This window comes from Paenibacillus macerans, assembly GCF_050565405.1.
Classification (GTDB): Bacteria; Bacillota; Bacilli; order Paenibacillales; family Paenibacillaceae; genus Fontibacillus; species Fontibacillus macerans_B.
In genome coordinates this window covers 1-18,000 of sequence record NZ_JBNYYG010000029.1, presented here as the reverse complement: position 1 = coordinate 18,000, position 18,000 = coordinate 1, and the positions used below count along the sequence as shown (strand labels likewise).

The window sequence follows — 18,000 nt, the reverse complement described above, 5'->3', positions numbered from 1 at the left end:
TGATCAATGATGAATATGACGGCGATCAATTACCAGGCGCTTGAAGCTCAAGGCATCTATTTCGGCCGCGGCGGCCGGCCGGCGGCGGACAACACCGTGTTCCTGTTTACCGGGCACGGTTCCCAATATCCGAATATGCTCAAAGAATTGGCCCGGGCCTACCCCGTCGTGCGGGACACGCTGCGGGAGGCGGACGAGGTGTACGCCGGACTTACGGGCCGGAGACTGACCGAATTGATGTTTTACGAGGGCGAGGAGAACAAGGCCGCAGAGAAAAACCTGGCCGCCGCCGAGGTGATGCAGCCGGCCATTATCGCCGCCAACATGGCGTTATATCGGCTGATGCGGACAAGCATCGGAGGGGCGGACATTCATCTGGGGCACAGCCTGGGGGAAATCGCCGCGTTGGCGGCCGCGGGCGTGGTTTCTTTTGCGGACGCGATCGCGATCGCCTATTACCGCGCCAGAGCTTTGAATATTATCGAGCCTTCCGTACGCGGAACGATGATCAGCTTGAAGGCGGCCCGCGGCAGCGTCGAACTGAACAATGCGCTGAAAGGCGTCAACGATTATTATACGGTCAGTTTGCATAACGCCCCGGATCAGGTCGTCGTATCCGGTACGCTTCAAGCGATCGACAAAATCGCCGCCAACTGCGAAAGCGAAATGGTGCCGTGCAGCAAGCTGGCCGTCTCCCATGCGTTTCACTCCAAGCTGCTGGAGCCGGCCGTGAAGGCTTTCCGCAAAAAACTGCTGGAATTTACGTATCATCCGCCGAAGGTAAAGGTGTATTCGACGATCTTGGGCGACTTTTACGCGGAGCACCAGTTTACGACGGATGAAATGGCCTCGCTGCTATCCAAGCAGCTGCTGCAGCCCTTCAGCTTTTGCGATATCGTCGCCCGGCTGCATCAAGAGCATGGGGCGAACGTCTTTATCGAGGTGGGACCGAAGGATATCCTGACCAAGCTGGTCAAGAGCATCCTGGGAGACCAAGACGTCTATGCCCATGCCTGCAATTCGGCGGCGGCCGGCGACCTCGTCTCCCTGGAGCGGGTCATGGCTTATTGGCAGGTGCACCGGCTCGGGAGCGCGGTGCGGGAGAACGACGGCGCGGCGCCGCTGGAAATGGCGAAGCCGTTTGAGCCGGAGCAAGCACGCCTGCCGGGAGAGCAGCCCGCTTGGGAACGCGGCCCAAGCCCGGCGGAACAACGCGACGAAATCGACGAAGCAGTTATCCGCCTGATTCAATTCGCCACCGGCTACCCGAAGGAGGCCATAGCCGTTTCGGATCGGCCGATGAAGCTGGATCTGGCTTTGAACGACAAGGTGTTTGCCGCGATCGTCGCCCGGCTGCGGGCGGAATTCGATCTGACGGAGGACGCTGTTCCGCTGGACGCCAATCTCTCCTTGCGAACGATCCTCGGCCGCATCCGCGCCAAATTAGGATTGACGGACCCGGAAGCGGCGGCGGCATCGGTCGCGGCTCAGCCTCAGGGCGACCCGAGCGTGCCAGCGATTCAAACGGCCGGCGCGGTCTCGGCTGAGGAAGTGGGGGCCCGGGTCAAAGAGATCATTCAAGGAAAAACCGGCTATCCGGTCGACATGCTGGAAGGCGATCTGGATCTGGAGGCGGACCTTGGCATCGACTCGGTGAAGCAGGCGGAAATCTTCGTGCAGATCCGCGAAGCGTACGGCTACGAAGCAAACCCCGATTTGAACATCAAGCAGCTGAATACGATCCGCAAAATCACGGAGTATACGCTGGGCCGCTTGGAGGAAATGAAGCCGGTGGGTGCCCTAACGGCTCCCGCCGTCTCTGGCGAAGCGGACGGAACCCCGACGGCAACTCGCCCCGTCGTCAGCCGCCAAGAAGCGGCGGCCCGGATCAAAGAGATCATCCAGGCGAAAACCGGCTATCCGGTCGAGATGCTGGAGGACGATCTGGATCTGGAAGCGGACCTGGGCATCGACTCGGTGAAACAGGCGGAAATTTTCGTGCAAATCCGCGAAACGTTCGGATATGAGGCCAATCCCGACCTGAACGTCAAGCAATTTAACACGATCGCTAAAATCGCGGAATATACGCTCGGCCGCCTGGAGGCCATGTCCGCTGACGTTGTTGCTGCAGACAGCGCCGACCCGGTGACGGAGAGCGGCGAATGGCCGGACGAACGGCTGCGCGAATGGCTGCAAAATTTCGGCGGCGAACAGGTAGCGATGCGTTATGTGCCCGTTACCGTGGAGAAGGAATACGACGAGGCCGCCGGCCGGAAATTCGCGTTCCGAGGGAAAAGCTTCATCGTCGTCGAGGACCGGCTGGGCGGCGGGGTAACCGCTAAGCTTGCCGAGTTGCTTAGGGATCAAGGGGCCGACATTTGCGTGCTTTCCCCGGCTCCGGAGAAGTACGGCAAGGCGGGCGTCGGTACGGACTTTGGCCGGCTGGAGCAGTTTCGGCACTCGTTGGAGGAAGCGAAGCGGCGGCTGAACGATATCCACGGATTCATCTATTTGTATCCGCTGACCGCGGAGGTATCCTACTTCGATCTCGGCGAGGAAGCGTGGAGCCGGGAGGTGGATAACAGCTTTAACTTGCTGTTTCACACGGCGAAGGCCGTATATGAATCGGTCGAGCGGCATGGGCTGGAAGCGGGCTGTTTTGCGGCGACGAATATCGGCGGCGTCTTCGGCATGGAGCGGGAAACCTCCTGCAATCCGTTGGGCGCTTTGACCACGGGTTTCTTCAAAAGCCTAGAGAAGGAATTGGCCGCATTCAGCGGAAAAGTCGTCGATCTCACCGATCCCTCGGATTATTCCGGCGCGGCCGAAACGCTGTTCAAGGAGTTTAGCCTGATCGAGGAGCTGATCGAAATCGGCTACGTGCGGGACCGCCGTAAAACGATCAAGGTGCTGCCGGCTCCGCTGGAACCGGAGCGGGTGAATCGGCCGCTTAAGCTGGGTACGGACGACGTGATCCTGGTCTCCGGAGGCGGAAGAGGGATCATCTTCGAATGCGTGAAGGGGCTGGCGGAGCTGTTCCGCCCCACGATTATCGTGACCGGGCGCACGGAGCTGCCTGAGGGGGACGAAGAGTGGATTCGCTTCTCCGAGGCGGAATTTGAACAATACGGCGCCGAGTTCTTCAAGCGCAAAAAACTCGAGAACCCCGAGCTGACGCCGATCCAGATCAAGCAAGAGCTGGAGAAGCTGAAGGGGGCCGCGGCCCTTTACCGGAACCTGCAATCCGCCAAAGACGCCGGCTACCGCTTCCATTATTTGCGCTGCGACGTATCCGCCCCGGAATCCGTACGCCGGCTGGCTAGGGAGATTCGAACCCGATTCGGCAAGGTGACGGGGATTATCAACGGCGCGGGGCTGCCGTCCTTCGGCAAGGTCCCGAAAAAACCGGAGGGCCATTCGCTTAACGTGGTAAGGGTGAAAGCCAACGGGTTCTATAACCTGTACCATGGGTTTGCCGACGAGCCGCTGCGGTTCTTCGCCAGCATCGGATCGGTATCCGGCCGGTTCGGCATGGACGGCCAGGTGGATTATGCCGGGGGCGCGGAAATCATCGTCCGCATGTCGTTCCAGCTGTTCCGCAAGCGGCCGGAGCTGAAGGCCTTCGTCATGGGCTGGACCGCCTGGGACGAGGTGGGCATGGCTACCGATCCGCAGGTGCAGAAGATCCAAAAGGAGCAGCGCGGCCTCGAGTTTATCGGCAGCAAGGAGGGGACCCGGCGCTTCCTGGAGGAAATCGTGTACGGCGGCGGCGATCCGGAGGTGCTGTATTACGGGAGCCTTGGCACGAACCGGCCGCTCGGGCAAATGGACGTGCTGGACGAGGCCGGCAAGCGGGTGCTCGCGCATTGCGGAGCGCATGGCGAAGTGACCGACCGGAACCATTTCCCGCTCCTCCAGCGGGTCAAACGGTCCACCGAAGAACGGCTCGAGGTGCGGAAGGATTTAACGATTGAGGAGGACATCTACCTGAAGGATCACCTTGTCGAAGGCAAATACGTCTACGCCGGCGTTATGCATGTCGAAGCCTTCGGGGAACTGGGCTTGCTGATGAATCGGCTCGATCCCGCCGATGAGGGGCTCGTCGGAACGCGGATCCACGGAGTCGAGTTCAACCGATTCGTGAAGTACTTTCCGGGCAGCCCGCTGACGCTGGACATGAAAGCCGAGGTCGTTTCGCGGACCGGCGACCGGAAAGAGATTAAGGCGGAAATCCGTTCGGACTTCCGCAACCGCCAGGGGCAACTGCTCGAGCAAGACCGGCTGCATTCCTTCGGGTACGCCGTCTTCGAACGGGAGCGCCCCGCTCCCCGGCTGGCGGACGTCGACGTCATCCAGGCGGTACGCGAATCAAGGCCGATGGATATCGCGCGTTTTTATGAGCGGACCGATCGCTTGATTTCCTTCGGGCCTGCCTTCCGCTGCCTGGATTATGTAGGTTACGTGACCGAGGACGTCGTGGTGGGGCAGGTTACGGTGCCCGACGACCGGCACATTTTCTCCTATGCGGCCAATGCGGATACGGTGATCTCGCCGATTACGATCGATAACATCGGAAGATGCATGCTGTTTAACGATTTCCACAAGTACGGAAACATTATCGTTCCCCGCGGAATCGGCAATGCCGTATTGTACCGGCCCTTCAAGAAAGGGGAGCGGGTTTACGTGCACTGCCGCCTCCTGAGGGATGAAGGCGAAACGGTTGATTTCCATGCCCAGGTGGTCGATGAGCAGAACCGGCTGATCTTCGACATGATGGATTTGCATTTGATACGGATCGCGAGGGAACATGGAGCTCACGATCTGCTGTAAGCCGCTGTTCACCGGAGAACCCGTCCATCTCGGCGGCGGTAGCTGGAAAGCGGCTCTGCGGTGGCTGACGCCGCCGCAGGCCGGCCCCGGCCTTTGCGGTCCCAGCCGCGAGGAGCGGATGCTGGCGAAGGAATTTCTGGTTCCCGCCGAAGCCGAAAGATACCGCTCCTTTTACCGGAATGCGGAGCGCCAGAGGGAACTGCTTCATACCCGGTTGCTGGCCAAACGTTTCATTCGCGGTTACTTGGAAGAGAACCGGGGGATGAGCGTCCGGCATGACCGGGATATCGCCCTGCTTCAAGAGGAGCGGGGCGATCGGCGGGGGAACCCGTACCTTTCCATCGCCGGCTGCCCTGATAATTCCGGACTGTCGGTATCGCTGGCCCACTGCAGCCGCCTGCTGGGAGCGGCCGTCGGTGAGCATTGCCAGGTCGGGATCGATGTGGAGCCGATCCGGCCGGTCGGGAAGGGGTTCCCGGCGCTGTTCCTCATCCCGGAAGAGCAAGAGCTGATGAGGAGCGCTTTCGGGCCGCTTGCTTTCGAGGAGCAATGCCTGCTGATGTGGTGCTTGAAGGAAGCCGCGGGGAAGGCGCTGGGCACCGGGTGGGCCCGCGGCTTCTCTTCCCTGCGGTTCCGACCGGCGGGAAATTCCGGCCGGGTTGGCCTGAAGCTGCATCCGGAGCTGGAGCGATACGCCCCGAAGCCCCCTGCCCAAGGAACTTTGTATTATGACGTTCGGGACGGAATATGCGGCGCCGTTTGCCTATTATACCCGGTCCGACAAGGAGGTAGCCGTGAGTCAATCTAAACCATCGGCCGGGGGATATCCCGGCATGCTCGACTTTTTGGTTTCGCTGGTGCCCTGGATCTTGTATTGGTGGGGTGGAGCGGGGCCGTATCCCGCAGGTTACGTCGTTCCGCTCCTGTTATCGGGCGGAATGCTGCTGTACAAAATACGCGGAAAAGACAAACCGGCTTATGGGTTGGATGCCGCATCCGTCGTCTACTTCACCGCCTTCGCAATCGTTAGCGTTATCGGCGGGACGGAGGCGGGACTGGGCGGTCATGCCGTTTGGGGCTGCTTGTTTCTGGTTGCTTTCACCGGCTTGACGCTGCCGGTCGGTAAGCCGCTCACCTCCGCTTTTACGGCGAAGGACTTTTCCGTTATCGGCTTCACCGTCCCGGCGTTCAGTCAAATGAACCGGATGCTGACGGCCGGTTGGACCGCGGTATTCGGCGGGGAGGCTTTGCTGTTTGCGTTTATCGGCCCTTCGGCGGCGCCGGTTTTCGCGCTGATTATCCTTATTCTGGCCGTTTTTTTGTCCATCGCGTTTACCTTTACGGCTCCCGTACTGCTGAATCTATGGGAATTCCGCAAAAACGACTGGCGGGTTCATGTCGATCGCGAACGGCCGCTTGCGCCTGGGGAGTTTGACGTGATCGTCGCCGGAGCCGGCATCGGCGGGTTAACCTGCGCAGCTTTGCTGGCCCGGCAAGGTTACCGGGTGGCGGTGTTCGAGCATCAGCATCACGTCGGGGGATTTTGCTCCTCTTTCTCCCGCAAGGGATTTACCTTCAATACCGGCGTGGAGGATGTAAGCGGCTTGGGCGATCACGGACCGATTCGCTTCTTGCTAAAGGAATTGGGGCTGAATCGGGAGGATTTATTCGTACGCAACAGCACCCGATATTTGTTCAAGGGCAAGAGCATCGATTTTCCGTCGGATGCCGATGAACTGGTTGACTTGTTGTCCCGGATGTTTCCGGAGGAGGGCCGGGGCTTGGCCCGGTTTTTCGCGGAGGCGGAAGTTGCATACAAGGAGTGTTATCGGGAGGCGGGGACACACGGTATGGTTTTCTCGTCCGAGTTGATCGCCAAACGGTTTGGGGTATTGGAACTGCTGTCGTATCCCCTGAAGCGCAAGCATGCATACGGATGGATGCAGGCGACGTATGCCGATAAGCTTGACGCCTATTTTGCCGATGAGGACTTGAAAGCCATCCTGTCCGCCTTGATGGTGTATATGGGAACGGAGCCGCATAACACGCTGGCCATCAACGCTTTGGCCGCCTGCCTCACGTTTCCGCTGCACGGCGGCTATTCCGTCAAAGGCGGGGCGCAGGCTTTCGCGGAAGCGCTAGGGAGAAGCGTCGAACATTATGGCGGGAGAATATTTCTGCGCACCAAGGTGGATAACATCGTGGTGGAGCATGGCCGGGTCAAAGGCGTCCAAACGAAGAAGGGGCGGTATTTCAGTCCCGTGGTCGTGTCCAATGTGGACGCGAAATCGACCTTTACCCGCCTGCTGGCCCCGGATCAGCTGAACCCCGGTTTTCTGGCCGGCATCCATGAGCTTGGCATGTCCACTTCGTTTTATCTGCTCTACCTTGGCGTAGATCTGGATTTGTCGGGGTATCCCATCTTGATCAAACATCCGGAGGAAGGCTGGGAGGTCACCATCAATTCGAATGCCGACGCCCGTTTGGCTCCAAAAGGCCAGGCCAGCCTGACGATTTTACTGGATAAGGGGATCCGGTATGCGGATTTTCCCGACAGGCGGACACCGGAGTATTCGCTTCGCAAAGCGGAGATCGCCCAGGCCCTGATCGCGAACGTGGACCGGCATATTCCCGGCTTAAAAGAACATATCGTTTTTCAGGAGGCGGCCACGCCCAAAACGTTCGAACGTTACAACCTGATGCCGGAAGGCGCGGTTTATTCCTTCGACCAATCGATCTCTACCAAGCGGCCTTACTTTAAAACTCCCGTTAAAGGGCTGTACTTGGCCGGAGCTTCCGTATTCCCTGGCGCAGGGGTGGAGCCGGCCGTCGTATCGGGGCGAATCTGCGCAGCGGACATTGGAGAGTGGAAAGCGGTTGGATCGAAATCTCAGTACCAGCGGATGAAAGAAGGGGTATGGGATGAATTTGCTGCACATTGATCATGAACGATGCCGGACCTGCGGCCTTTGCTCGGCCATTTGCGTCGACGATGTGTTTGCGCCTGCTCTGCCGGGGGCTTACCCTGCTCCGGTGAACGAACAAAACTGCATCAGCTGCGGGCATTGCGTAGCGATTTGTCCGGCCGAGGCGATCAGCCACAGCCTGCTGAGGAAAGAGAATGCGGTGGCGTTCGAGAAGAAGCGCCCTCGGGTTACGCCGGAAGATATGGAACTGCTGCTGCGATCCAAACGATCGATCCGGCATTTCAGAGACGCGGCGGTGGATCGGGAGCGCATCGGCAAACTGCTGGAAATCGCCCAGCAAGCCCCCAGCGACACCAATGCCCAGGATCGGCGTTATATCGTCATGACGGACCGCAAGGCGATCGACGAATTGGAGGAGCGGGTGATTCGCTACTACAAGTCGCTGATTTTTTGGATGAAGGCACCGGTCCGCAAAGGTCTTAGCCTGTTTACGCCGCATTTGATGCATGAGCTGGGAAAGGTGCTGCCGGATTTCATCCACATGGTGCGGAAATACGAGCAAGGCGAGAAGCCCGTGTTCCGCAACGCGCCTTGCGTTATTTTTATCTATGCGAGCAAGGGAAATTTGATGGGCAAGGATAACTGCCTGACCGCCCAGGATTATTTGATGCTGCAGGCGGAGACCCTGGGCCTGGGCAGCTGCATCATTGGTTATGCCACCGGCGCCCCGGACACGTTGTCCAACTATTTCGGCCTTCCCAAGGGCATGAAGGTATATTCGGCCGTTACCCTGGGTTACCCGAAATACGGTTCGCCCCGCGGCGTTGACCGCAAGGACCCGGAGGTCAGGTGGATATAGACTTGGATAGGCATAATCAAAATACAAGGCTGCCCGCGTACGGGCAGCCTTGTTCATGCTGCGGTGTTTATTTGTAGGGATCGATCGTTTGAATCGTGCCGTCCTCGTTATAATGCAGCTCGGTGTATTTCACGCTGCGCTTGTGGTTCACGCCGCCGGACAAAGAGCTGTCATGGTAGAACAGATACCATTTATCCTCGAACTGCACGATCGAGTGGTGCGTGGTCCAACCGATGACCGGCGTCAGGATTTTCCCTTTGAAAACGTAAGGGCCTTGCGGATTTTTGCTCATGGCGTATACCAAGGTGTGGGTGGTGCCGGTCGAGTAAGACAGGTAATAATACCCATTATATTTATGGACCCAAGGTCCCTCGAAATAGCGACGGTCTTCGTCCCCGGCAAGAAGCGGGTTGCCGTCCTCGTCGACGATGGAAATTTCCTGCGGCGCCGTTTTGAAAGTAAGCATATCCTCGCTCAGTTCGGCGAACTGCGGTCCCAACGCCGGCGCAGTCAATGCGGGGCCTTCCGCGTCGGATTCGAAGGTGCCGGTTTGCCATTTTTCCAGTTGGCCGCCCCAAAGCCCGCCGAAGTACATATACGCCCGATTGTCGTCGTCGACGAGAACCGCCGGGTCGATGCTGAAGCTGCCCGGAATGTAGTTCTCTTCCGGCTTGAACGGGCCGGCAGGAGAAGAACCGGTGGCTACGCCGATACGGAAAATGCCCTCTTTGTCGCGGGCGGGGAAATACAGGTAATAAGTATTGTTTTTGAAAGCCGCGTCCGGGGCCCACAGCTGTTGGCTCGCCCAGGGAATATCTCTCAGATGCAGGGCTTCGCCGTGGTCGACGCATGGAGAATCGAAATTGTCCAGGGACAGGACATGATAGTCTTCCATCGCATATTGGTCGCCGTTATCATTGTCCGGGCCATCGTGATCCAGGTCGTGCGAAGGATAAATATAAATTTTGCCCTCATATACATGCGCGGATGGATCGGCCGTAAAAATGTGCGTAACTAAGGGCTCATTCGGACGTACAGGTTTTTCCACAAGGATTCCCCTTTGCATAGTTAGTTTGTTTAATAAACTTACTAACTTCAATTATACAGATCGTCCCCGAACAATCAAGGACCTAAACGTTATTTTAACCGTGGGCAACCGATTCCATTCCTTGTCCCGCAAAGATGGGAAAGATTTACCAGTAACCTATGCAACTATTTTTATAAAAATACCGTAACTAGTATATCCTTCCTAGTGTTTTATTATATGTAAAGTAAATATATCGATAGAATTACATAATTTTCAAAAATTCGATAAAGGCAAACCTATGGAAACATAGGGACGCAAAGCCATGGCCTAAGGCATCGACGGCACATATCGTATTTCGGATGGGAGATGCTATGGACGACAGGTTGCCGGGTAACAGGGCGCTCCCCTTTTATTCGGGGTGGGCTTTTTTTCGTTTTTTCTATGTAAATATTTTTCATAGTTTCCAGAAATGAGAATTTCATAATCTGTAGGGGGAGTCATAATGCAAAGGATTAGTTATCCATTAACGCATGCGCAAAAACGGATCTGGTATACCGAGCAGTTTTATCCCGGGACCAGCGTCTCCAACCTGAGCGGAATCGCCAAGCTGAAATCCGAGGCGGGGATCGACAAGGCGTTGTTGGACGAGGCCATTCGACATGTAGTTCGGGCCAACGAAGCGCTGCGCATGCGAATCGCGTTGGACGAGACCGGCGAGCCCAAGCAATATGTGGCCGAGTACCGTCGTTTTGAAATGGAATGGGTCGACATTTGCGAAACCGGAGACACCGATGCCGTAATGGAGCGCGCGCAAACCGAGGCTTGCCGTCCGCTGCCGCTATATGACAACGAACTGTACCGCTTCATCAGCTTTAGGATCAGCCCCACGGAGGTGTGGTTTCTTGCCGTCGTGCACCACGCGATTTCCGACGGGATATCGATGGTCTTGCTTGGGAACCAGCTTATCGAACGTTATTTGGAGCTGACCAAAGGCGAAGGGGCCGAGGATGCCGCGCAGCCCTCCTACGTGGAGTATATTCAAACCGAAACGGAGTACGAGCAATCGGCCCGTTTCCAAAAGGATCTGGTCTTCTGGAACGGCCAATTCGAAACGATTCCGGAGACCGTATCGCTGAAGCGGGGCGATTCCTATCTCGTCGATACGGAAGCGATCCGTTTGACCGAGGAGGTACCGTCTTTTCTCCATAAAAAAATCCAGGCGTTTTGCCAGGAGCACGGGATTAGCGTCCTCTCGCTTTTTCTGAGCCTTTTACATATCTATATGTCGCGAACGACCGGGCAAACCGAAACGATCCTCGGCACGTTTATGGGCAATCGTACCAATGCCAAGGAAAAACAGATGCTGGGCATGTTCGTGTCCACGATTCCGGTAAGAGCCCGGGTCGATGAAAATGCCGATTTCCTTGGCTTCGCCAAACAAATCATGAAGGACCAACTCGCGGTCATCCGGCATCAGAAGTACCCGTACAACCGGCTGATTACCGACTTGCGGGCCAAGCATGGACAAGTAAACCGGCTGTTCGGAGTCTCGCTCGAATACCAGGTTATGCTGTGGACCGAAAAAGAAGGGATCTCCTACATGATCGAGCCGCTGTTCAGCGGGCACGAAGTCAATGACATGTCGATCCATGTGAAGGAACGGCTGGATACCGGGTTGCTGATGATCGATATGGATTACCGCTCGGAATGTTTTGAGCCGGAAGAAATCAAGGCTTTTTACCGGCGGCTGCTGACCTTGCTGGAGCATGCGCTGCTGTTTCCAGAACGGGCGATCCGCGAGCTGGAATGGCTTCCGCAAGCCGAGCAGGAGCAATTGCGGGCATGGGGCGGTGGTCTGCGCTTGAGCTATGACCGGGAGATGACGCTGCACAGCTGGTTTGAATTGCAAGCGGCGCTTTCGCCGGAGCGAACCGCCGTTTATTTTGAAGGCCACACGCTTTCCTATCGGGATTTGAATGAACGTGCCAATCGTTTGGGGCGTCTTTTGCGCGACAAAGGAGTCGTGCCGGATATGCCGGTGGCGATCCTCCTGGAGCGTTCCGAGCGGGCGATCATCGCCATGCTGGGCGTTCTGAAGGCCGGCGGGGCCTACGTTCCGGTGGATCCAAGCTTGCCGGAGGAGAGAATCCGGTATATGGTCGGCGATTCGGGCGCAAAGTTCGTTGTTACGGAAGCGGAGCTGGCCGGCAAATACGAACTGCCCGGATCGGTATCGGAACGGATCGTTTATGAGGAGCTCGGGGCCTTCGGGGAGGGGGACGGGTGGAATTTGCCGCCTTCCGCCGGTTCACGGAATTTGGCCTACATTATATATACCTCGGGCACGACCGGCAAGCCGAAAGGCGTCATGATCGAGCATCGCCAGGTCCGTCATTTGATCGAAAGCCTGCGGGGACAGGTATACCGGGCTTATGAGCCGGGGCAACATGTGGCGCTGCTCGCCCCGTTCCATTTTGACGCTTCAGTGCAGCAAATCTACGCCGCGCTGCTGCTGGGGCATACGCTGTATATCGTTCCGAAGGCCAAGGTCTTGGAAGGACGGACGTTGGCCGGCTATTACCGCGACCACGCGATCCGACTGACGGACGGCACGCCGGCGCATTTGAACATGCTATCGGCAGCGGACGAGCTTCAGGGAGTGCAGCTCCGTCATATGCTGATCGGCGGGGAAGCGCTGCCGCGCGAAACCGTGGGCCGACTGCTGGAGCGTCTGGCCAAAGAGGGCCTATCCCCCATGATCACCAACGTGTACGGACCGACCGAATGCTGCGTTGACGCTTCCGCCTATGAAATTACGCAAGCTTCCTTGCATGGCCAGGGGGGAAGCGCCTATTTGCCGATCGGCAAGCCGCTGGGCAACAACCGATTTTATATCCTGGATGCTTTCGGCCGGCTGCTGCCGCAGGGGGTCGAAGGCGAATTATATATCGCCGGGGATGGAGCGGGACGCGGGTATTGGAATTTGCCGGATATGACGTCGGCCAAATTCACGGCGGACCCGTTCGTGCCGGGCGACCGGATGTACCGGACCGGGGACATCGCCAAGTGGCTGCCGGACGGGAATGCAGAATACGTTTCGCGCATCGACGATCAAGTGAAAATCCGCGGCTACCGCATTGAGCTTGGCGAAATCGAGGCCGTGCTCCACAAGCATCCGGAAGTCGGCAAGGCGGTGGTGCTGGCCCGCCCGGAAGCGCAAGGCGGAGCGGAGTTATGCGCCTATCTGGTCTGGAAGGAGCGGGAGCGAACGGCCGCTTTCTCCGAGCTGCGGAAGCATTTGGCGCTCGAACTGCCGGACTATATGCTGCCTGCATATTATGTGGAGCTGGACGAAATCCCCTTGACGGCCAGCGGCAAAATCGACCGCCGGGCTTTGTTGGCGCATGAGGTTGCGGCGGCCGGAGGGACGGAATACGTCGCCCCGGGAACGGCTTGGGAGAAGCTGCTTGCCGATCTGTGGCAGGAGGTGCTCGGCCTTGCCCGCGTCGGGATCTACGACAACTTCTTCGAGTTGGGCGGCCATTCCCTCAAAGCGATGACGCTGCTGTCCCGCATGCATAAGCAGCTTGGCGTCGAGGTGCCGCTGCAATTGCTGTTCGAGACCCCGACCGTTCACGCGCTTGCCCGGTATGCTGCCGAGGCGGGACGCAAGGTCTACCAAGGGATCGAACCGGCGGCGTCGAGGGAGCTGTATCCGTTGTCGTTTGCCCAGCGGCGCATATTCATCGTCAGCCAGCTGGAGGGCGCGGGCATCGGCTACAATATGCCGGCCACCGCGATCCTGGAAGGAAAGCTCGACGAGAAGCGGCTGGAAGAGGCTTTCCGCGGGTTGATCCGGAGACATGAGGCGCTGCGCACCTCGTTTCACAACGTGGACGGGGTTCCGATGCAGCGGGTGCACGACGACGCGCCGTTTGCCATGGCGCGGGCCGAGGCCTCGGAAAAGTCGGCGGAGGCCATGATGGCTGCATTCGTCCGGCCGTTTGAGCTTGGTCAGGCACCGCTGATGCGAATCGGCCTTGTGCGCGTGGATGAGCGCAAGCACGTCCTGCTGTTCGATATGCACCATTTGATTTCCGACGGCGTTTCGATCGGTTTGATTTTGCAGGAGCTTGCCGCGTTGTACGGCGGGCATGATCTGCCCGAGCTGCGCCTGCAGTACAAGGATTATGCGGTATGGCAGGAAGAACGGTTCGCCGCCGGGACTTCGGAAGAGGGAGAGAGCTACTGGCTGCAAACGCTTGGCGGCGAGCTGCCGGTGCTGCAACTGCTTTCCGATCGGCCTCGCCCGGCGGTGCAAAGCTTTGAAGGCGACCGGACGTCGCTGTTCCTGGATGCCGAGCTCAAGGCCAAGCTGAATCGCTTGGCCGAACAGCATGGGGCAACGCTTTATATGGTGCTGCTGACCGCTTATTATGCGTTGCTGTCCCGATATACCGGGCAAGAGGACATCATCGTCGGCACGCCTGCGGCCGGCCGCAACCACGCCGATTTGGAAGGGATCGTCGGCATGTTCGTCAATACGCTGGCGATCCGGCTGAAGCTGGATCGCAACCGGACGTTCGCCGATGCGCTGCTTAACGTGCGCTCGCAGGTGCTTCAGGCGTTCGAGCATCAAAGCTATCCGTTCGAGCGGCTGGTGGAGAAACTGAATCTGCCGCGCGATCTGGGCCGCAATCCGCTGTTCGATACGATGTTCGTTTTGCAAAACGCGGCGGACGACATGCCTGAAATCGGCGGTTTGAAGCTGGCGGTCCGGGAAACGAATTTCCGGGTGGCCAAATTCGATTTGACGTTGCAGGCCAAGGAAGAAGCCGGCGGCCTGGCGCTGGATCTGGATTACAGCACCCGATTGTTCCGGAAGGAGACGGCCGAGCGAATGCTGGGGCATTACTTGAACCTGCTTCGAGGCATCGCCGACGCTCCGGAATGGGAATGCGGGCGCTACGATTTGTTGGCCCGGGCGGAACGACAGCAGCTTCTGCACGGATTCAATCCGGGGGCGACGGAATATCCGCGCGATAAAACGATCGTTCAGTTATTCGAGGAGCAGGTCGCGTTCTCGCCGGATCGCCCGGCGTTGGCTTTTGAAGGGACGGAGCTCACGTACGCCGAGTTGAACGCGCGGGCCAATCGAATGGCCCGGGCAATGCTGGCCCGGGGCGTCGGTCGCGGCGCGGTCGTGGCGGTCCTGGCGGAACGGTCGGTCGAGATGATCGCGGGAATCATGGCGATATTGAAGACCGGCGCAGCCTACGTGCCGATCGATCCGGAGCATCCCGCCCAGCGGATCGGTTACTTTTTGGCGGACAGCGGCGCTTCTTTGCTGCTGACGCAGCGGCAAATCGCGCCTTTGGCCGAGCAGGCGGGATATAAGGGAGCGGTATTATTGGCCGACGACGCGGAACTCGATCAAGGAGAAGCCTCCAATCCGGTGCTCGACTCCCCGGCCGAGCCGGGCGATTTGGCGAACCTTACCTACACTTCAGGCACGACGGGCAATCCAAAAGGCAATATGGTCACTCATGCCAACGTCCTGCGTACGGTGAAAAACTCCAACTATATGCAGGTTACGGGCGAAGACGTCGTGCTCGGCCTGTCCAATTACGTGTTCGACGCGTTTATGTTCGACTTCTTTGGGGCGCTGCTGAACGGCGCGAAGCTGGTCGTGATTCCGAAGGACGTCGTCCTGGATATTTCCAGGCTGCCGCAGGTCATTGAGCAAGAGCGCGTTTCGGTGCTGATGATTACGACGGCGTTGTTCAATCTGCTCGTCGATTTCCGGCCGGAGGCGCTTGCCGGTATACGCAAGGTGTTGTTCGGAGGGGAGCGGGCTTCGGTGGATCATGTGCGCCGCGCGCTGCTCGCTACCGGCCCGGATACGCTTTTGCATATGTACGGACCGTCGGAAAGCACGGTGTTCGCCACCTATTATCCGGTAAACGAAGTGCCGGAGGATGCCGCCGCGATTCCGATCGGCAAGCCGGTCGGCAACACCTCGGTGTACATTGTGGACGCGGATTTGCAGCCGCAGCCGATCGGTGCCGCCGGGGAGCTGTGCGTGGGCGGGGAAGGGTTGGTCCTGGGCTATCTGAACCGTCCGGAATTGACGGCCGAGAAATTCGTCAGCCATCCGCTGACTGCCGGGGGCAAAATGTATCGGACGGGCGATCTGGCTCGCTGGTTGCCGAACGGCAATATCGAATTTATCGGACGGATCGACCATCAGGTCAAAATCCGCGGGCAACGGATCGAGCTTGGCGAAATCGAGCATCGGCTCGTCGCGCATGAGGCGGTTCGCGAAGCCGTTGTCCTGGCGCTGGAAACCGCATCTGGGGAAAAAACGTTATGCGCCTACGTGGTGGCCGAGCGGCTCTTGTCCGACGGCGAGTTGCGCGGGCACGCCGCAAAGGAGCTGCCGGCTTACATGGTGCCGGCCGCGTACGTACAAATGCCGGAGCTGCCGCTGACCGGCAACGGCAAGCTGGACCGCCGGGCGCTGCCGAAACCCGATTTGCAGGGAGGCATGGGAAGCGCGGCGTACACGGCACCGCGCAATGAGACGGAAGCGAAGCTGGCGAAGATTTGGCAGGAGACGCTGGCCGTCCATCGGATTAGTGTTAACGATAACTTTTTTGAGCTGGGCGGCCATTCGCTGAAAGCGATGGAACTGCTGGCACGGATTCACCGCGAAATGCGGGTGGAGCTGCCCCTGAAGGCCTTGTTCCAGGCACCGACCATAGCGGGGGTGGCCCAAGCGTTCGAAGGAGCAGGCCGGAGGGAATACCCGGCCATTCCCGCAGCGGAGCCGCGCGAGGCGTACCCGGTCTCCTCGGCGCAAAAACGCCTGTATGTGCTGCATCAGCTGGAGGGGGCGGAGATGAGCTACAATATGCCGTCCGTTCTGCGGCTGAAGGGCCGCGTGCAGTTGGAGCGGTTCGAAGCGGCGCTCCGCGAGCTGGTTCGGCGGCATGAAGCACTGCGTACGTCGTTTGTCATGGAGGATGGCGAACTGGTGCAGTGCATTCATGAAGAGGCTTCGATCGAGCCGGACTATTTCGAGGCGGACGAGCGGGAAGCCGCGCGGATCATAGCGGCATTCATCGCCCCGTTTGATTTGGAGCGGGCGCCGTTGTTCCGCACGGCTCTGATCAAGTTGGCGGATGACGATTACATCTGGCTGGCCGACATGCACCATATCATTTCCGACGGGATGTCCGTCGGCGTCCTGATCGAGGAAATGACCGCGCTGTACGCCGGGCATTCCCTCCCGCCGCTGCGGATTCAGTACAAGGACTATGCCGTCTGGCAGCAATCCTTCCGTAAATCGGAACCCTATCGGCGCCAGGAAGTCTATTGGCTGGAGCAGTTCGCCGGAGAGCTTCCGGTGCTGGAGCTGCCGACGGATTATGCGCGTCCGGCGGTGCAGGGCTTTGCGGGAGACCGTCTGGCTTTTACCGTCGACGGCGAACTGGCGGAGGGGCTGCGCAAGCTGGCGCAGGATGCCGGAGCCACGCTGTACATGGTGCTGCTGGCGTCGTTCGGCGGTTGGCTCGCCAAGCTGAGCGGGCAGGACGACATCGTGGTCGGCTCGCCGATTGCCGGCCGGCCCCACGCCGATTTGGCCCGGATCATGGGGATGTTCGTCAATACGCTCGCGATCCATTCTTTCCCGCAAGGGGAGAAGTCGTTCGTGGACTACCTGGGCGAAGTGAAGCAAACGCTGCTGGGCGCTTACGATAGCCAGGATTATCCGCTCGAAGAGCTGGTCGCCAAGGTGCAGAAAGAGCGGGACATGAGCCGTAATCCGTTGTTTGACGCCGTGTTCGCCATGCAAAATGCCGACTTGAGGCAGCTGGCGATGGAAGGCGTCGAACTGGAGGCGTATCCGTACGACCATAAAACGGCCAAGTTCGACCTCACGTTAACAGCGGCCGAGGACGGCAAGGCGATCCGTTTCGAAATGGAATACAATACTTCCTTGTTCAAAGCCGGTACGATCCGGCGCTGGAGCGGGCTGTTCCAAACGCTGCTGCGCCGCATCGCCGAACATCCGGACGCGCGGCTTGCCGACGTCGGTCTGCTGACGGAGGCGGAAGCCCGGCGCATGCTGGCGGAATATAACGCTAATCCCCTGAACGTGCCGGAGGACGTTACGATCCATCAGCTGTTCGAGCGGCAGGTGCAGCGGACGCCGGAACGTCCGGCGGTGACGTACCTCGGGCAGTCGTGGACGTACCGCGAGCTGAACGCGAGAGCGAACCGGCTGGCCCGGCTGCTGACGGCCAAAGGCATCGATGCCGGGCAGCGCGTCGGCATCATGGTCAAGCCGTCGC

General features: G+C 58.9%; 6 protein-coding genes and 1 riboswitch. Of the genes, 5 read left to right on the top strand and 1 reads right to left on the bottom strand.

The window, feature by feature from the left end; all coding sequences use genetic code 11:
• Nucleotides 1–6: 6 nt before the first annotated feature.
• The 4 genes from ACQ4N8_RS17115 to ACQ4N8_RS17100 are packed head-to-tail and all read left to right on the top strand — an operon-like array spanning nt 7 to nt 8,616.
• Nucleotides 7–4,830 carry an SDR family NAD(P)-dependent oxidoreductase gene (locus ACQ4N8_RS17115; protein WP_430705565.1) on the top strand — a complete coding sequence of 1,608 codons (4,824 nt, stop codon included), beginning with the start codon at nt 7–9 and terminating at the stop codon, nt 4,828–4,830.
• Nucleotides 4,808–5,638, top strand: coding sequence for a 4'-phosphopantetheinyl transferase family protein (locus ACQ4N8_RS17110; protein WP_430705564.1), 831 nt, complete (start codon nt 4,808–4,810; stop codon nt 5,636–5,638). The genes ACQ4N8_RS17115 and ACQ4N8_RS17110 overlap by 23 nt, the downstream gene beginning before the upstream one ends.
• Nucleotides 5,625–7,772, top strand: coding sequence for an FAD-dependent oxidoreductase (locus ACQ4N8_RS17105; RefSeq protein ID WP_430705563.1), 2,148 nt, complete (start codon nt 5,625–5,627; stop codon nt 7,770–7,772). The genes ACQ4N8_RS17110 and ACQ4N8_RS17105 overlap by 14 nt, the downstream gene beginning before the upstream one ends.
• Nucleotides 7,753–8,616, top strand: coding sequence for a nitroreductase family protein (locus ACQ4N8_RS17100; protein WP_430705562.1), 864 nt, complete (start codon nt 7,753–7,755; stop codon nt 8,614–8,616). Before ACQ4N8_RS17105 ends, ACQ4N8_RS17100 begins: the two co-directional genes overlap by 20 nt.
• A 67-nt stretch (nt 8,617–8,683) precedes the next feature.
• Here ACQ4N8_RS17100 and ACQ4N8_RS17095 read toward each other — a convergent pair whose 3' ends face one another.
• Complete coding sequence (locus ACQ4N8_RS17095; protein WP_430705561.1) at nt 8,684–9,664, bottom strand: glycoside hydrolase family 43 protein; 981 nt, start codon at nt 9,662–9,664, stop codon at nt 8,684–8,686.
• A 258-nt stretch (nt 9,665–9,922) separates the two neighbouring features.
• Nucleotides 9,923–10,034, top strand: a riboswitch (cyclic di-GMP riboswitch).
• A 111-nt stretch (nt 10,035–10,145) separates the two neighbouring features.
• Between ACQ4N8_RS17095 and ACQ4N8_RS17090 the strand changes: the two genes are divergently transcribed.
• On the top strand, nt 10,146–18,000 hold a 7,855-nt coding region (locus tag ACQ4N8_RS17090; protein WP_430705560.1), incomplete at its 3' end, for an amino acid adenylation domain-containing protein.